Origin of the sequence: Rhizobium sp. N731, from assembly GCF_001664145.1 — a bacterium.
GTDB lineage: Bacteria > Pseudomonadota > Alphaproteobacteria > Rhizobiales > Rhizobiaceae > Rhizobium > Rhizobium esperanzae.
The window spans coordinates 1,032,282-1,047,283 of sequence record NZ_CP013601.1 but is presented as its reverse complement, the minus strand read 5'-3'; the positions used below and the strand labels follow the sequence as shown (position 1 = coordinate 1,047,283).

Genomic DNA, 15,002 nt, shown 5'->3' with positions numbered 1-15,002 from the left:
GCTCCGTCCCCTCAATCTCCGTCATCCCAGGCCTTGAGCCTGGGATCCACGGGCTGGCGCTGGTGGATGCCGCATGGATCCTCGGGTCAAGCCCGAGGAGGACGGAGGGTGGGGTGACAGCCGCAGCAAAACAGCGGCGGACGGATCCACAGCCTCCTCGCAAGGCCTCAGGCGATTTCGCGCAGGCGCTCGGCCGTCTGCAGGTCGACGGAGACGAGGGTGGAGACGCCCTGTTCGGCCATGGTGACGCCGAAGAGGCGGTTCATGCGGGCCATGGTGATCGGATTGTGGGTGATGATGACGAAGCGGGTTTCGGTGGACGCCGCCATTTCGTCCATCAGGTTGCAGTAGCGCTCGACATTGTGGTCGTCGAGCGGCGCGTCCACCTCGTCGAGCACGCAGATCGGTGCCGGATTGGTGAGGAAGACGGCAAAGATCAGCGCCATCGCCGTCAGCGCCTGCTCGCCGCCGGAGAGCAGCGTCATCGTCTGCGGCTTCTTGCCGGGCGGCCGCGCCAGGATTTCGAGGCCGGCTTCGAGCGGATCGTCGGATTCGATCAGCTGCAGTTCGGCGGTGCCGCCGCCGAAAAGGTGGGTGAACAGCCGCTGGAACTGGGCATTGACGACGTCGAAGGCGGCGATCAGCCGTTCGCGGCCTTCGCGGTTCAGGCTCTGGATGGCGCCGCGCAGCTTGCGGATCGCGTCGATGACGTCGTCGCGCTCCTTGATTAGCGCTTCGAGCTTTTCGCTCAGCTCCTTCTGCTCCTCGTCGGCGCGCAGGTTGACGGCGCCGAGCCGCTCGCGCTCCATCTTCAACCGCTCGAGATCGCGCTCGACCTCGCGCGGATCGGGCAGCGCCTGCATCGGCTGCAGCCCGGCGAGCCGCAGTGCTTCATGCGGCGGCACGTTCAGCGCCTCGCGAATGCGGATCTCGCTTTCGTGCCGCCGTTCGCGGGCCGAGACCAGGCGCTCCTCGGCGCGGCCGCGGCGTTCGCGGTATTCGGCAAGTTCGGAAAGCGCGGTCGCCGCCTTGTGGTCGGCCTCGCGCTGGATACGTTCGGCTTCGGCCAGCAGATCGCCGGCGTTGCGGCGCGCCTCCTCGGCCTTCTGCAACTCGCCGAGCAGAGCGCGGCGCTTGTCGTCGAATTCATCCGGCGCCATTTCCAGATCGGCCGCCTCTTCGCGCGCCTCTTCCTCGCGCTCGCGCAGCGTGGCGACATGATCCTCGCCGCTTTCCGCCCGCTGGCGCCAGGTTTCGCGCTCCTGGCTGATCGCCATGATGCGGCGCTGGCGGGCCTCGTTTTCCCTTGCCAGGCTTTCGTGGCGGGCGCGGGCTTCGGCGAGTGCGCCGCGGTCGGTCGCCACCTCCGCCTGCTGGAAGCGCAGCCGCTCGTCGATCTCGGTGAGATCGGGCGCATCCTCCAGCTCGATGCGGGCATTTTCCTCCTGAATGCCGATCTCCTCCAGCTGCCCACCCAACTGGCTTGCAGCCTCGCTGACGACATCGCGGCGGCGGATCAGATCGCCGGAGGCACGCTCGGCCCCGGCAAGCGCGTCACGGGCTTCAGCGAGATGACGCGCCGACAGCCGACTCATGTCGCGGGCCTCGGCAAGCCGGCGCTCTTCCACCCGGATTGCTTCGGCGGCGGCCGCCTGCCGTTCCTCGGCTTCGGCAAGCACGTCGCGGGCGATCGCCGCCTCGCCTTCGAGTTCGGCCAGCCGGTTCTTCTGGGCAAGGCGCAGCGCCGCAGCACTCGGCGCGTCGGCGCCGGCGACATGGCCGTCCCAGCGATAGACGGCGCCCTCCTTGGTCACCAGCCGCTGGCCGGGTTTCAGCGCCGCCATCAGTGACCGCGCGTCGGCTTCGGCGACGAGGCCGATCTGGCGCAAGCGGCGGGTGAGAGCTGATGGCGCGCTGATATGGACGATGAGCGGCGTGGCGCCCGCGGGAAGCGCGGGATCGGCGGCGCCATCGCCATTCTCCGACCAATAGGCCGGCGCCTCAGCATCGAGCGGCGCTTCCAGATCGTCGCCGAGTGCTGCACCCAGCGCCGTTTCGAAGCCGCGATCGACCTTCAGCTCCTCGGCCACCGGCGGAAACTTGCCGGCCGCCGCACCGGCGGCGAGCATGCGGGAAATGGTGCGGGCCTCGGTTTCCAGCGCATTCAGGCCGGCGCGGGCCTGATCCACCGGGGCGCGCGACAATGCCTCGGCCTGGCGGGCGGCGGCCAGCGCCTGTTCAACCGTCTGGGCCGCGGCTTCGGCATCGGCAAGTGCGATCTCGCCGGCCTCGACGATCGCGCGTTTTTCGTCCGGGTCGGGCAGGCCTGATATCTTCTCGTCGATGGCCGACAATTCCCCGTTCGCCTCGTGCATCTGCCGTTCGAGGCGCATGCGGCGGTCGGCGAGATCGCGGATGGCGCGCTCCAGCTGGTTGCGGCCGGCGGCGGCTTCCGCGCGCTCGGCCGTCAGTTGGGTGAAGACGCGTTCGCTGTCGGCAAGTTTTGCCGCCGCCCCTTCGAAGGCTTCGCGGCTCTCCTCGGCATGGCGGCCGGAATCGGCCAGCACCTCTGAAATCTCGACCTCTTCGGCGTCGAGCTTGGCGAGGATGACGGCATTGTCGGCCACCAGCCGCTCCTCGCGGCGGATATCCTCGGCAAGCTGGGCGAGACGGCGAGTCAGCTCGTCGCGGCGGCGCAGGATGCGGCCGGCATCCTCCTCCAGCTGGCTCCTGGCGATCTGCAAGCGCTGCAGGGCGGCGGCGGCACGCGCCTCGCCCTCGCGCAGTTCCGGCAGCTTCAGGCTGGCGATGCCCTGCTGCTTGGCGGCCTCCATCTGGATCTGCGCCTTTTCGGCGACGATGACGGTTGCCTGGTTGAGGGCGCTGTCGGCCTCGGCCTCGGCTTCCTTGGCCTGCACCCAGCGAATATGCAGCAGCATCGCCTCGCGGGCGCGGATATCGGCCGAAAGCGTCTTGAAGCGGTTGGCCTGGCGGGCCTGACGCTTCAGGCTCTCGATCTGGCTCTCGAGCTGCGAGGTGACGTCGTCGAGGCGCTCGAGATTGGTTTCGGCGGCGCGCAGGCGCAGTTCGGCCTCGTGGCGGCGCGAATGCAGGCCCGATATGCCGGCCGCCTCTTCAAGCAGCTGGCGGCGGGCCTGCGGCTTTGCCTGGATCAGCTCGCCGATGCGGCCCTGGCCGACCATCGAGGGCGAGCGGGCGCCGGTGGAGGCGTCGGCAAACAGCAGCTGCACGTCCTTGGCGCGGCTTTCCTTGCCGTTGATGCGATAGAGCGAGCCCTGCTCACGCTCGATGCGGCGGGTGACCTGGATCTCGTCGGCATCGTTGAAGGCGGCAGGCGCGGTGCGCTCGCCATTGTCGAGATAAAGCGCCACTTCGGCGGTGTTGCGGGCCGGGCGGTTTCCCGAGCCGGAAAAGATCACGTCGTCCATGCCGGAGGCGCGCATGTTCTTGTAGGAATTCTCGCCCATCACCCAGCGCAGCGCTTCGACGAGGTTGGACTTGCCGCAGCCGTTCGGGCCGACGACACCGGTCAGCCCCCGCTCAATGATGAATTCCGTCGGCTCGACGAAGGATTTGAAGCCGACCAGGCGCAGCTTGTTGAACTTCATGCAGAAGCTCCGGGGCGCTCAGAGGGCTTGGAACCCCCCTCTGCCCTGCCGGGCATCTCCCCCACAGGTGGGGAGATCGGCAAGCGGCGAGGCCTTTCCCAAACAATGGAGCGCTTACGCGGCGCAGTCGTGAGAGGGGTCACGATGGATGAGACGTCTCCCCCAGCCGATCTCCCCCCTTGTGGGGGTCCGAAGGACGGGTCGAGACCCGTGGCTCGACCCCGGGTCCGGCAGGACAGAGGGGGGTGTTCCCCGCCACTACGCAGCCACAAAAAAACGGGCGCACAGCTTTCGCCGTCGCCCGTTGTGGTCGAACGATCCGGTTCAGATGAGGCTGTCGATGAGCTTCGACATGGTGTCAACCGGCATGTCTCCAGAATAGCGCTTGCCATTGATGAGGAAGGTTGGCGTGGCGTTGACGCCGAAATCCTTCGATCCCCTTTCCCGCGTGGCGTTCACTTCATCCAGAAGCTTCTGGTTCGTCAAGCATTTCGTGAAGCTATCCTCAGTAAATCCGGCAAGCTTCGACATCTGCAGCAGTGCGGCGCGGCCGTCATCGGCGGCGGCCCAGACCTGCTGCTGCTTGAACAGCATTGATACCATCGGGAAATACTGTTCCGGCGTGCTGAGCTGCTCCGGATTGGACGCGCTGCAGCGGGCGAGCATGAAGGCGGCCGCGGCGCGCGGATCGAAGGGGAATTCGCGGATGATGAACTGCACCTTGCCGCTGTCGACATATTTCTGCTTGATGGCGTCGAAGGTGGTGTTGTGGAAATGGGCGCAATGCGGGCAGGTCATCGACATATATTCGACGATCTTGACCGGGGCATCGGCCTTGCCCAGCGCCATCTCCGGCAGCGCGCCGGGTTTCAGCACCTCGGCCATATCGACATCGCCGTCGGACTGAGGCATGTCGGTCCCCGAGGTGGCCGCCGTCTGCATGGTGTCGACATTGGTGCCGTCGGCCATGGTCTTGCCGGAAGACGACGCATCGGCAGCGTCCTTGCTGTCGTTGCAGGCGGCAAGCGCTGCGGCAGCTGCGGCGATGGCGATCCCACCCAGGAGGCGGCGTTTCGTCAGTTGCATTTCGGACATCTGCATGGGTTCCCCATAGGTAATGAGAGTGACGGCGTGACTGTGCGATATAACGCCTGACGGCCGCTCACAAGCCACGGTGAACCAACTTCCTTCAAAGAATTGTGACCGTGATGGGACCGAGAGCCCGAAATGCGTGATTCTCAGTTTCGGTGGAAGGCCGAAGGCGTATTCCGGCCAGCGTAGAACAGCCTCAGCACTTGTACCCGATGCTTGGTGATCCGGTAAGCAATGGTCACACGCCGTTCGAATACCAAAATGCGGACGCCCGGAGCAAAATCCTCGCGCGGTGATCCCCTTTCCGGCATGTCTTCCAACTGATGACAGAATTGTCTCAGCCGGCGAATGAATTCGATCGCCGCCGGAAAATTATCGGCAGCAACGAATTCATAAATATCAAACGGATCCTTCTCCGCCCTGGGGCGAAACGCGACCTTAAACGCCACCGCGCCCAGCCTTCACGCGTTCGGCATGGAGATGTTCGAGCCGCTCAAACACCGTATCGGCATCAATATCCGAACCCGGATCGTCGATAGCCTCGCGAATTTTCTGGCGCATGATTTCGTCGATCGCATCTTCTTCCCGGTCGAGCGCGCGCAAAGCAGCTCGGATAACCTCGCTTGCAGAGCTATAGGCACCCGATTGCAGCCGGGCGTCCAAGCTTTTCTGCTGGCTGCCGAGCGTGACCGTAATGGGTTTGCTGCTGCGCATCCTGTGCCTCCGTCAGATGATTACAGTGTAATACACCCGTGGAGCACTTCAAGTGAAGTTTAACATTTGGCGCAGTTCATCGTCCCCGCTTGCCCATCACCGCGGTGCCCAGCCGCTGGATCGCCTGGCGCAGCTTGTCGCCCTCGATCCCCTCCATCATGCCTTCCAGCTTGCGGGCGGCTTCGCCCTTCAGCGGCTGCGGGGTGCGGGAGCGGCGGGCGAGATTTGAGACCGGCTTTTGGACGATGCGGATCTGGTGGACGGCGGCGAAGCCGAAGAAGCTGTTGATGCGCTGGATCAGTTCGCCCTGGGCATGGGTGAGGAAAAGCGCGCGGGCGCCTTCGCAGGCGATCGTCAGCACGCCGGGACGGAAGCTGCCGTCATCGCCGCCGCCGCGGGCCCAGGCGATCTTTTCCGGGCGGGTGCAATCGGCGAAATCCTCGCCGGCGATTTCGCTCCAGGAGCCAAGCAGAGCCGTGTTGATGCCGGCGCGGCGCGCCAGGACGGGATCGATCAGCCCGTTCGCCAGCTCGGAAATCTGCTTTGCACCTTTGCGTGGATAACTCATCGAAAACCTTGGGCGCTGCCGCGAAGTGACGGGACCGACTTGATCGCGCGGCATTGCTTCGCCAAGTATAGGCACTTCCCCCGATCCCGGCAAATCATGACGATCACGACACTCGACACGCCCTCCGCCAAGCCCCTGCTCGACTGGTACGACCGCCACCACCGCGATCTGCCCTGGCGCATCTCACCCGGCATGGCGACGCGCGGCGTCAAACCCGATCCCTATCGTGTCTGGCTTTCCGAAGTGATGCTGCAGCAGACGACAGTGCAGGCGGTCAAACCCTATTTCGAGAAGTTTCTTGAGCGTTGGCCCGAAGTGACCGATCTGGCCGCGGCCGAGAACGACGCTGTCATGGCCGCCTGGGCGGGGCTCGGCTATTACGCCCGCGCCCGCAATCTGAAGAAATGCGCCGAGGCGGTTGCAAAGGAGCATGGCGGCGTCTTTCCCGACACCGAAGAGGGATTGAAGTCGCTTCCCGGCATCGGCGATTATACGGCAGCAGCCGTCGCGGCGATCGCCTTCAACCGGCAGGCTGCCGTGATGGATGGCAATGTCGAGCGGGTGATTTCAAGGCTTTATGCGATCGAAACGCCCCTTCCGGCCGCCAAGCCGGCGATGAAGGCGAAGGTGGCGCTGCTGACGCCGTCAGGCCGGCCCGGCGATTTCGCCCAGGCAATGATGGATCTCGGAGCGACGATCTGCACGCCGAAGCGGCCGGCCTGTTCGCTCTGTCCGTTCCGCAATGCCTGTCAGGCACTGAAGCATTCCGATCCCGAGCTCTTTCCGGTCAAGGCGGCGAAGAAGGAAAAGCCGGTGCGCCATGGCGCTGCTTTCGTCGCGGTGAGCGGCGATGGCGAGATCCTGCTGCGGCGGCGCGCCGAAAGCGGGCTGCTCGGCGGAATGACCGAGGTACCGACGACCGCCTGGACGGCGCGGCTCGACGGCGAGACCTCTTCTGCGGCCGCGCCCTTCGAGGCGGCCTGGCAGGCCTGCGGCACCGTGATCCATGTCTTCACCCATTTCGAGCTCCGGCTGTCGATCTGGCGGGCGGCAATCCCCGCAAAGCCGAAGCCGAATGATGGCGTGAATGACGAATGGTGGGAGCCGGTTACAAATCTTGAAGCCCAGGCGCTGCCGACCATCATGAAAAAAGCAATTGCAGCGGCTATTCCTCTCGCATTCAAAACAGCCAAGGCATGACCATGACGACTGAGATAAAACATATCGTTTTCGATATCGGCAAAGTCCTTATTCATTACGATCCGCATCTTCCCTTCGCCCGCCTCATCCCTGATGAGACCGAACGCAACTGGTTCTTCGCCAATATCTGCACCCACGACTGGAACGTCGAGCAGGACCGCGGCCGCACCTGGGAAGAGGCCGAGGCGCTGCTGATCGAGCAGCACCCTGCCCGCGAAGAGCACATCCGCGCTTTCCGCAAACACTGGCACGAGATGGTGCCGCACGCCTATGCCGAGAGCGTCGCAATCATGGAAGGGCTGATCGCCGAAGGCCGCGACGTGACGATGCTGACCAATTTTGCCTCCGACACCTTTCGCGAGGCGCAGCAGCGCTTCCCCTTCCTCACGCTGCCGCGCGGCGTCACCGTTTCCGGCGATGTTGGCCTGATCAAGCCGGATATTGCCATTTACGAGACGCATACGAACAGCTTCGGCCTCGATCCGAAGGCAACGATCTTCATCGACGACGCGCCTGTTAATGTCGAAGGCGCCAAGACGTTCGGCTGGAACGCGGTGCTGTTTTCGGGCGCCGAGAAGCTGCGCAGCGATCTCGCCGTTTACGGATTGAAGGTCTGAGACCATGGCTTTCGACCCGGCAGAGGAAATCGAGCGCTTCCACGCCGCCATCAACGCTCTCGATTTTCCCGCAATCGAGGCCTATTTCGCCGAGGACGCGACCTATGTCTCGAACGGCGTCGGCAGCCTTTCCGGGCGGAGCGAGATCATGGCCGCGTTCCGCCGCTATTTCGACGATTATCCCGATCAGACGGCCGGGAATTCGTTGGTGGAGCGGCTGACGCCCCTCTCCGGCCGCGCGGTCTGGTCGCTCCGCGCCACCCACAGCCGGACCGGCAAGCCGCTGATCCGCGAGGGCGAGGAGACGATCACCTTCAATGAAGACGGCCGGATTACGCGGGTCGAAGTCACCGACTATCACCAGTTCTGATCATCGCGCTTCCCCGCTCAAATAGAAGACGCCCGAGGCTCGAGCCCCGGGCGCCTTGGCCTTCTTCCGCAACTGGAGGAAACCGGAAGAAGGTATCTCGATCCCGCGAAGGCGCTGCTCAATCCACCTTTGCCAGATCACTGCGGATGACGGACCTGAGATCGTCGATCGGGCGCAGGGATTGCCCGTCTTCGAAATGCCAGAAGGTCCATCCGTTGCAAGCATCGAGGCCCTGCACCTTGGCGCCGAGACGATGAATGGAGCCGGCCTCGCCGCCTGAGGCTACCGTGCCGTCGGCGCGAACGATGGCGCTGTAGCGGCGTTTGGCGTCGGTCAGCACCTGGCCGGGCTTGATCAGGCCGCTTTCGACCAGCACGTTGAAGGCGACGCGAACCTCGGCCTTCTTGCCGGTCATGACGGTCAGCTCCGCCTTCCCCAGCGGCTCGACGGCGGCGATGCGGGCGGAGGCCGCATCGATATAATCCTGCTCGCGCTCGATGCCGACGAAGTGGCGGCCGAGACGCTTGGCGACGGCGCCCGTCGTGCCGGAGCCGAAGAAGGGATCGAGCACGATATCGCCTGGTTTGGTCGAGGCCATGATGACGCGGGCAAGCAGCGCTTCCGGCTTCTGCGTCGGATGCACCTTCTTGCCGTCCTCGCCCTTCAGCCGCTCGTTGCCGTTGCAGATCGGGAACAGCCAGTCCGAGCGCATCTGCACGTCGTCATTGGCGGCCTTCATCGCATCGTAATTGAAGGTATAGCCCTTGGCCTTGGCATTGGGGCTTGCCCAGATCATCGTCTCATGGGCGTTCTGAAAGCGGCGGCCCTTGAAATTCGGCATCGGATTGGTCTTGCGCCAGATGATGTCGTTGAGGATCCAGAAATTCAGATCCTGCAGCGTCGCGCCGACGCGGAAGATATTGTGATAGGAGCCGATCACCCAGATTGAGCCCGTCGGCTTCAGCACGCGGCGGCAGGCGAGCAGCCAGGCGCGGGTGAAGGCGTCATAAGCCTCGAAGGAGGCGAACTGGTCCCATTCGTCATCGACCGCATCGACCAGCGACTGGTCGGGACGATGCAGCGATCCGCCGAGCTGGAGATTATACGGCGGGTCGGCGAAGATCACGTCGACGGAGTGGTTGGGCAAGGCTTCAAGGGCGCTCACGCAGTCGCCCTTGATGATCGTGTCAACCCAGGAGTCCGCCTTGGCGGAAGCCTTGAGGTCGGCAAGCGGAAAAACTGACGCCATTCTGATACTCACTCATACGCTGTACGCTTAACTCTCCGTTATGGTTACCCAACTTAGTTACCAAAGCCTGAAGCGCTGGCTGATTTCGGGAATTTATTGTGGCGGCCACCCCTTCCCTCATCACGCGGCGTCATGAACCCTGCGGCTGTCGGCCGGCGCCTCGTCGCGTTCGAACATGCCGTAATCGCGCACCACATTGGCGATCCGCAGCCGGTAATCGGCGAAGACGCCGCTGCGGCCGGCTTGCTGGGCGGCTCGGTGCGCCTCGAGGTTCCGCCATTTTCTAACGGCCTCCTCGTCGCGGAAGAAGGAGAGCGACAAAAGCTTGCCGCGGTTGGTCAGGCTCTCGAACCGCTCGATCGAGACGAAGCCGTCGATCTTTTCGAGCTCGGCGCGCAGCTCGCCGGCGAGATCGAGATATTTGTGGCGTTCGCCCATATAGGGCACGACTTCGAAGATGACGGCGATCATGGCAGCACCAGCCTGGCGTGAGGAGCGGAGACGTTTTTCAGGAAGATGCGGTCCTCCTTGAGGATGAAACGCTCGCGTCTGGAAAATTCATAATTCTCGCGGCCGAGCGGATCGGCGGCCAGCCTGGCGCGATAGGCCTCGTAGGCGGCGAGGCTTTCGATGTTGTAGACGCCGTAAGCGGTCGTCGCCGATCCCTCGTGCGGGCCGAAATAGCCGATCAGGTCGGCGCCGTTTTTCGGGATGGCCTGACCCCAGTTGCGGGCATATTCGGCAAACGCCTCCTTCTTGAAGGGATCGATCTCATAACGGATGAAGCAGGTGATCATCGGTTTCTCCTTTGTGCCTGCCCGTTTTCGCACATTGCCTGACGGCGATGCTTCGGTTACGATCGAACTATGAAGGAAGGTCCTGACATTGCGCAGATCGGTGCGCTGATCGGCGATCCGGCGCGGGCCAACATGCTGGCGGCGCTGACCGGCGGGCGGGCGCTGACGGCGACCGAGCTTGCCGGCGTCGGCGGCATTACGCTGCAGACGGCGAGCACCCATCTTGCCAAGCTCGAAGCCGGCGGCCTGCTGGCCCAGCGCAAGCAGGGACGTCACCGCTATTTCACGCTCGCCGATGAAGCCGTCGCCCGGCTGATCGAAAGCATGATGGGCTTTGCCGCCGGGCGCGGGCATCTGCGCCACCGGCCGGGACCGAAGGAGCCGGCGCTGCGCAAGGCGCGCATCTGCTACGATCACTTGGCCGGCGATTACGGCGTGCGCATGCTCGACAGCCTGATCGCCTCAGGCGCGATCGAGGCGGTCGGAGACGGCCTGTCGCTGACCGAAAAGGGCGAAAGCGATCTTAAGCGCATCGGCATCGACGTCGGCAATCTCAGATCCTCGCGCCGCCCGCTCTGCCGCTCCTGCCTCGACTGGAGCGAAAGGCGGGCCCATCTGGCCGGCAGCCTCGGCAAGGCGCTGCTGTCAAGCTTCCTCGACAAGGGCTGGGCCCGGCGCACCGCCGAGAGCCGCTCGATTATCTTTTCGCCGGAAGGCGACCGACAGTTCCTGAGGCTGTTTCCGGTCGAAACGTAGAGCAAATCCATCGGAGGGATGGGGTTGCCGTTATTACGCCTGCCCGATCAGAGAGAGGAAACCTACGAGAACATCTCCGCTTGCAATAACGCTTCTGCAATGCAGATCAAAAGTCTGCATCCTGCGCTTCGGGCAGAACGATCACATTCCTTCCTGTCTGATTTTTTGCCATTCGCGCGAGCGTCGGCAAAAACTGTTCTTCTGTGAACGCGATGTCGATCGTGGCGCGAGGTGACCGCCTTCTGATTGACTTTGCAAACCCTTCAAAATCATGACGCACGATCTTATCCGGCTGCCCATTATCGCACCACTCCCGGACCCACCAAACCCAAAAATCTGCCGCTTGCAAAGGTGGAGCGGTTTTGTCGTTTTCGAATACTGGAATTGCTGCGTAACGGTCCCGAATATCGCTCGGTCGATGAGCGATGTACTCCGCCCACATCCGCTCGACGGATTTTCTGTCTGACGTCTCGTCCATATGAAATTGAACTACCTCATTCTGCGGAATGACTCGATCGAGCTGCGGCCGTTCTAAATGGAACTTGTCCATAAGACACCGAAAGGCGATCCAGTAGTAGTTTTGCCGGTCCCATTCCATCGCAGCTCCTGGAACGTAAATGCGCTTCAGCGCGCGGTTGAATTCTGACCTGTTGAAGCGAGCGGATATAAAGACGGGTACGTGCTCGCTAATGACAGAATAGAAAAAGCCGACATCTTCCAAGCGGTTCGCCATCTCGGCCATGTGAAAATACCGATGGCCCCGAGCATCAACGCGGCCAAATCGCTGTGCAAACAAGCGCCATTCGCCGGAGAACGTTGCCCAATCCCGATCTGTCGCAATGCAGCCGCCGATCACGTAAGCATCGCCATCTGGCGTGTAGCTTTCATCGATGTAACCATGCCAACCCAAGATGGCGCTCCCTCGCTCCTCCTATGCTCTATCACCTTCTGGCTCTCCCCTTCAAACCAGAGCGCAGCCCGCGATGTTGATCGACTTACGGACGGGGACTCGGGCGGTCCATCAACTCCTTACTTTGCTCTCGTCCTGCTTTTTTTGCAGCTGGTCCGTTCCGCGGTCTGATGTCGCTTGCCAGATGACATCATCTCTGCCGCTCCTGCCTCGACTGGAGCGAAAGACGGGCGCATCTGGCCCGCAGCCTCGGCAAGGCGCTGCTGTCCAGCTTCCTCGACAAGGGCTGGGCCCGGCGCACCGCCGAGAGCCGCTCGATCATCTTTTCGCCGGAAGGCGACCGGCAGTTTCTCAGGTTGTTCCCGTTACAGGCGTAAGGCATAGAACGGATGTCATGCGTTCCTCCGCAACCCGCGGAGCGACGGACCAGACCAAGGTCCGACGCCTCTCGGACTGAGTGCCCAGAATAGGAACAGTGGGATGTAACCGAAGTTTGTCAAACAGCTGTCCATCCGCTCGGGAAGCGACAGCAACTCAAAGACAAATGGAGGTATACACCATGATGAAGGTAACCCATCTGGCATTGGCAGCGGCCTTTCTGGCCGGCACGGCTGTTTCCGGCTTTGCGCAATCGTCCAGCACGGTCGGCACGGGCGGTTCGTCCGCCGGCGGCGGAACTGCGAGCAGCACGGTCGGTACTGGTGGCAGCTCTGCCGGAGGCACCTGCCCTGCCGGCGCGACCAACTGCACCCCCGGCTCGTCCTCGACGGTTGGCACAGGCGGCTCGTCGGCTGGCGGCGGCACATCGAGCAGTTCGGTGGGTACCGGCGGCTCGGCCGCGGGCTCCGGATCGGGCTCCGGTTCTGCTTCGACGCTCGGCACGGGCGGCTCCTCGGCCGGCGGCGGCACATCGAGCAGCTCGGTCGGCACAGGCGGCTCCGCCGCAGGCTCGGGCGATGCGAATTCGGCCTCGAGTGTCGGAACGGGTGCCTCGTCCGCTGACGGAGACAAGACGGGCAGCACCGTCGGTACCGGTAGCAGCGCTGCAGGAAGCTCGCATGACAACAAGGGCAAGAAGGGCTGCGCGCCCGGCCAGGTCAAGAAGGATGCCGCCGGCACCAAGGACTGCTGACGCTGTCGGCCGGCGCCTTTACGGCGCCGGCCAAACCCCTGGAGGAAAACAATGGCCCAACTTTCCACAATTGCACTGACCGCTTCGCTCGCCCTAATCGCCGGGGAGGCAATGTCGGAGGAAATCAAGCTCGATGACGGAACGACATGCACGATCGTCCAGTCGCAGGCGGGGGATACGTCCACCACCGTGACGGCTGGCAACGGCCACGTCTCCTCGTCGACAACGACCGGAAGCGGCTCAGCCGGCTCCACTTCCTCATCCGCCTCTGCCGGCTCCTCGGCCGGATCCGGAAGCGTCGACAGCTATTCCACCGCAAGCATCACCCGGCCCGACGGCACCGTCATCACCAAGCGTTCCGATGGGACCTGCTCGGTAACGAAACCTGCGAAATAGGAGACGGCAATGAAACCTATCCACCTCATCGCAGCCGCCTCGGTCGCGCTGCTCGCCTCGACTTCGGTCGGTCTTGCGGAGGAATGCAACGCAGCTGGAACGGTCGGAACCGCCGGCAGCGCTTCGGCCGGAGGCACCTCGGCCAGCTCGGTCGGAACGGCCGGCGCCTGCCGCACCGATGGCGGCACGACCTCCTCAATAGGATCGGGGGGAAGTGCGGCCACCACCGACGGCAAGGCGCAGAGCAAGACGCATATCAACGACAATAATGGCGACAAGCTCAAGGCGCAGACCAAGGCCCAGGCCGTCGACAAGGGGACGTTCAGCAAGTCCCGCACCAAGACCAGCACCGACGGCGACACGCTGCAGAGCACGACCCGCACCATGTCGCACGTCCCCGGCGAGAAGCCGGTCAAGAGTACCACCACCAAGAAAATCATCCTGCCGGAGCAGTGAGGTTAGATGGGCTCGCTTCGCGTGAACCGAAGCGAGCCCATGCCCTCGATGAGCCGGCGTCGAAGCGCTTGCTGATATCTGCGTCTCGGTGAAGAGCTGGACTCTGACCGGCCCGTGTTCAGTTCATCGCGTGGAACGTCTCGAAGATAAGCGCCCTCAGCCAGCGATGAGCGGGATCTGCGTCCATGCGCGGGTGCCAAGCCTGGACGATGTTGAAACCCGGCACCGCGACTGGCAGTTCGAAGGTTCTGATCTCTCTCGTCGCCGCGGATTTGCAGTAAGACTTCGGAACCGAACCGATCAGATCGGATGCGGCTGCAACTGCGATCACCGCCGGGAAACTTGGCACGATCAGTTTGGCATCCCGATGCAAGCCCAGTTCGGCGAGCGCCCTGTCGACTGGACCGGCATAGTCCGCCTGCGTCGAGAAGAGCACGTGGCCGCAGGCGGCATAGCGCTCGGCCGTTATCCGGTCTGCCTCGAAGATCGGATGCCCCACCCTTGCGACGCCGACGAACCGATCCTCGAAGAGGCTCTGGCAACGCAGCTCGCCGCTGTCGCGCGGGAGCACACCGATGTCCAGATCTATCGCCGCCTCCCGCAAAGCCTGAACATCCTTGTCGGATCTCGGCGCAAAGCGAAGCCTTATTCCCGGCGCGGCATTCGTCACCGCGGCGCTCAGATCCGCCGCGTAGAGAAGCACGAAGGCTTCATTGGCGCGGATCGTGAAGTGGCGCCGCACCTCCCGAATGTCGACGCTCGACGGCGGGCTCAGCACCGCTTTCACAGCGTCTTTCAACAGATGCACGTCTTCGGCAATCGCCAGGGCATGGGGTGTCGCAACCATGCCGCGGCCGGCCGGCACCAGGATCGGATCACCGATCGCAGTCCTCAAGCGTGACAGTGTCCGGCTCATGGCGGATGTGCTGAGGCCAAGTCGGCGGGCGGCAGCCGATACGCTTTGTTCGGCCAGCAAAGCGTCCAGCGCGACGAGAAGGTTCAGATCGAGATCGGACATGGCGCAATCCTATCAGACGTGGCGCCACACGCAACTGAGCATTGCTTCCGTTGCGTCTGGCGCAATGTCCCGGCCGGGGCTAACTAGTCTCTATCCCA

At 63.5% G+C, this 15,002-nt stretch carries 17 protein-coding genes and 1 pseudogene; 8 read left to right on the top strand and 10 right to left on the bottom strand.

The features are described 5' to 3' along the window. Positions 1–167: 167 nt before the first annotated feature. From AMK02_RS05160 to AMK02_RS05140, 5 genes are all read right to left on the bottom strand, one after another. Positions 168–3,629 (bottom strand): chromosome segregation SMC family protein, encoded by a 3,462-nt coding sequence (locus AMK02_RS05160; RefSeq protein ID WP_064800961.1) that lies wholly within the window; start codon positions 3,627–3,629, stop codon positions 168–170. A 324-nt stretch (positions 3,630–3,953) separates the two neighbouring features. Then, positions 3,954–4,724 (bottom strand): DsbA family protein, encoded by a 771-nt coding sequence (locus AMK02_RS05155; protein ID WP_406869898.1) that lies wholly within the window; start codon positions 4,722–4,724, stop codon positions 3,954–3,956. A 143-nt stretch (positions 4,725–4,867) separates the two neighbouring features. Beyond that, entirely contained in the window at positions 4,868–5,170 is a 303-nt protein-coding gene (locus AMK02_RS05150; protein WP_064800959.1) for a type II toxin-antitoxin system RelE/ParE family toxin, read from the bottom strand. Next, complete coding sequence (locus tag AMK02_RS05145; RefSeq protein WP_064800958.1) at positions 5,160–5,435, bottom strand: type II toxin-antitoxin system ParD family antitoxin; 276 nt, start codon at positions 5,433–5,435, stop codon at positions 5,160–5,162. Before AMK02_RS05145 ends, AMK02_RS05150 begins: the two co-directional genes overlap by 11 nt. A 76-nt stretch (positions 5,436–5,511) precedes the next feature. Next, positions 5,512–6,003, bottom strand: a complete 492-nt coding sequence (locus tag AMK02_RS05140; protein ID WP_064805944.1) for a DUF721 domain-containing protein — start codon at positions 6,001–6,003, stop codon at positions 5,512–5,514. Positions 6,004–6,099: 96 nt separating this feature from the next. Here AMK02_RS05140 and mutY point away from each other — a divergent pair, with 96 nt between their 5' ends. The 3 genes from mutY to AMK02_RS05125 are packed head-to-tail and all read left to right on the top strand — an operon-like array spanning position 6,100 to position 8,190. Beyond that, complete coding sequence (mutY, locus tag AMK02_RS05135) at positions 6,100–7,203, top strand: A/G-specific adenine glycosylase (RefSeq protein WP_064800957.1); 1,104 nt, start codon at positions 6,100–6,102, stop codon at positions 7,201–7,203. A 2-nt stretch (positions 7,204–7,205) separates the two neighbouring features. Next, a complete protein-coding gene (locus AMK02_RS05130) occupies positions 7,206–7,820 on the top strand; it encodes an HAD family hydrolase (protein WP_064805943.1) in 615 nt (204 codons plus the stop codon). A gap of 4 nt (positions 7,821–7,824) precedes the next feature. Next, on the top strand, positions 7,825–8,190 hold the full coding sequence (locus AMK02_RS05125; RefSeq protein ID WP_064800956.1) for a nuclear transport factor 2 family protein: 366 nt from the start codon (positions 7,825–7,827) through the stop codon (positions 8,188–8,190). A gap of 118 nt (positions 8,191–8,308) precedes the next feature. Here AMK02_RS05125 and AMK02_RS05120 read toward each other — a convergent pair whose 3' ends face one another. The 3 genes from AMK02_RS05120 to AMK02_RS05110 form a co-directional block, all read right to left on the bottom strand. Then, positions 8,309–9,439 carry a site-specific DNA-methyltransferase gene (locus AMK02_RS05120; RefSeq protein ID WP_064800955.1) on the bottom strand — a complete coding sequence of 377 codons (1,131 nt, stop codon included), beginning with the start codon at positions 9,437–9,439 and terminating at the stop codon, positions 8,309–8,311. A gap of 120 nt (positions 9,440–9,559) precedes the next feature. Beyond that, a complete protein-coding gene (locus AMK02_RS05115) occupies positions 9,560–9,910 on the bottom strand; it encodes an antibiotic biosynthesis monooxygenase family protein (RefSeq protein ID WP_064800954.1) in 351 nt (116 codons plus the stop codon). Beyond that, positions 9,907–10,236 carry an NIPSNAP family protein gene (locus tag AMK02_RS05110; protein ID WP_064800953.1) on the bottom strand — a complete coding sequence of 110 codons (330 nt, stop codon included), beginning with the start codon at positions 10,234–10,236 and terminating at the stop codon, positions 9,907–9,909. The genes AMK02_RS05115 and AMK02_RS05110 overlap by 4 nt, the downstream gene beginning before the upstream one ends. A 69-nt stretch (positions 10,237–10,305) precedes the next feature. Between AMK02_RS05110 and AMK02_RS05105 the strand changes: the two genes are divergently transcribed. Next, positions 10,306–10,992 carry an ArsR/SmtB family transcription factor gene (locus AMK02_RS05105; RefSeq protein ID WP_064800952.1) on the top strand — a complete coding sequence of 229 codons (687 nt, stop codon included), beginning with the start codon at positions 10,306–10,308 and terminating at the stop codon, positions 10,990–10,992. A gap of 106 nt (positions 10,993–11,098) precedes the next feature. Here AMK02_RS05105 and AMK02_RS05100 read toward each other — a convergent pair whose 3' ends face one another. Then, positions 11,099–11,902 carry a DUF3800 domain-containing protein gene (locus tag AMK02_RS05100; protein ID WP_064800951.1) on the bottom strand — a complete coding sequence of 268 codons (804 nt, stop codon included), beginning with the start codon at positions 11,900–11,902 and terminating at the stop codon, positions 11,099–11,101. A 194-nt stretch (positions 11,903–12,096) separates the two neighbouring features. Between AMK02_RS05100 and AMK02_RS31045 the strand changes: the two are divergent. From AMK02_RS31045 to AMK02_RS05085, 4 genes and pseudogenes are all read left to right on the top strand, one after another. Next, positions 12,097–12,279 (top strand): annotated as a pseudogene (locus tag AMK02_RS31045) (transcriptional regulator); the annotation flags it as partial. Between the two features lie 182 nt (positions 12,280–12,461). Beyond that, positions 12,462–13,034: a hypothetical protein gene (locus tag AMK02_RS05095; protein ID WP_064800950.1), complete on the top strand. Its 573-nt coding sequence runs from the start codon at positions 12,462–12,464 to the stop codon at positions 13,032–13,034. A gap of 51 nt (positions 13,035–13,085) precedes the next feature. Continuing rightward, positions 13,086–13,430, top strand: a complete 345-nt coding sequence (locus tag AMK02_RS05090) for a hypothetical protein (RefSeq protein WP_064800949.1) — start codon at positions 13,086–13,088, stop codon at positions 13,428–13,430. Positions 13,431–13,439: 9 nt separating this feature from the next. Continuing rightward, complete coding sequence (locus tag AMK02_RS05085; RefSeq protein ID WP_064800948.1) at positions 13,440–13,886, top strand: hypothetical protein; 447 nt, start codon at positions 13,440–13,442, stop codon at positions 13,884–13,886. Positions 13,887–14,004: 118 nt separating this feature from the next. Here AMK02_RS05085 and AMK02_RS05080 read toward each other — a convergent pair whose 3' ends face one another. Beyond that, entirely contained in the window at positions 14,005–14,904 is a 900-nt protein-coding gene (locus AMK02_RS05080; protein ID WP_064800947.1) for a LysR family transcriptional regulator, read from the bottom strand. Positions 14,905–15,002 lie beyond the last annotated feature (98 nt).

Excerpts from the sequence above, each read along its gene's own strand:
- AMK02_RS05105 (WP_064800952.1), top strand. The coding sequence starts at position 10,306 with ATGAAGGAAGGTCCTGACATTGCGCAGATCGGTGCGCTGATCGGCGAT.
- AMK02_RS05085 (WP_064800948.1), top strand. The coding sequence starts at position 13,440 with ATGAAACCTATCCACCTCATCGCAGCCGCCTCGGTCGCGCTGCTCGCC.
- AMK02_RS05125 (WP_064800956.1), top strand. The coding sequence starts at position 7,825 with ATGGCTTTCGACCCGGCAGAGGAAATCGAGCGCTTCCACGCCGCCATC.
- AMK02_RS05095 (WP_064800950.1), top strand. The coding sequence starts at position 12,462 with ATGATGAAGGTAACCCATCTGGCATTGGCAGCGGCCTTTCTGGCCGGC.
- AMK02_RS05110 (WP_064800953.1), bottom strand. The coding sequence starts at position 10,236 with ATGATCACCTGCTTCATCCGTTATGAGATCGATCCCTTCAAGAAGGAG.
- AMK02_RS05145 (WP_064800958.1), bottom strand. The coding sequence starts at position 5,435 with ATGCGCAGCAGCAAACCCATTACGGTCACGCTCGGCAGCCAGCAGAAA.
- AMK02_RS05115 (WP_064800954.1), bottom strand. The coding sequence starts at position 9,910 with ATGATCGCCGTCATCTTCGAAGTCGTGCCCTATATGGGCGAACGCCAC.
- AMK02_RS05160 (WP_064800961.1), bottom strand. The coding sequence starts at position 3,629 with ATGAAGTTCAACAAGCTGCGCCTGGTCGGCTTCAAATCCTTCGTCGAG.
- AMK02_RS05140 (WP_064805944.1), bottom strand. The coding sequence starts at position 6,003 with ATGAGTTATCCACGCAAAGGTGCAAAGCAGATTTCCGAGCTGGCGAAC.
- AMK02_RS05155 (WP_406869898.1), bottom strand. The coding sequence starts at position 4,724 with ATGTCCGAAATGCAACTGACGAAACGCCGCCTCCTGGGTGGGATCGCC.
- mutY (WP_064800957.1), top strand. The coding sequence starts at position 6,100 with ATGACGATCACGACACTCGACACGCCCTCCGCCAAGCCCCTGCTCGAC.
- AMK02_RS05090 (WP_064800949.1), top strand. The coding sequence starts at position 13,086 with ATGGCCCAACTTTCCACAATTGCACTGACCGCTTCGCTCGCCCTAATC.
- AMK02_RS05120 (WP_064800955.1), bottom strand. The coding sequence starts at position 9,439 with ATGGCGTCAGTTTTTCCGCTTGCCGACCTCAAGGCTTCCGCCAAGGCG.
- AMK02_RS05130 (WP_064805943.1), top strand. The coding sequence starts at position 7,206 with ATGACGACTGAGATAAAACATATCGTTTTCGATATCGGCAAAGTCCTT.
- AMK02_RS05080 (WP_064800947.1), bottom strand. The coding sequence starts at position 14,904 with ATGTCCGATCTCGATCTGAACCTTCTCGTCGCGCTGGACGCTTTGCTG.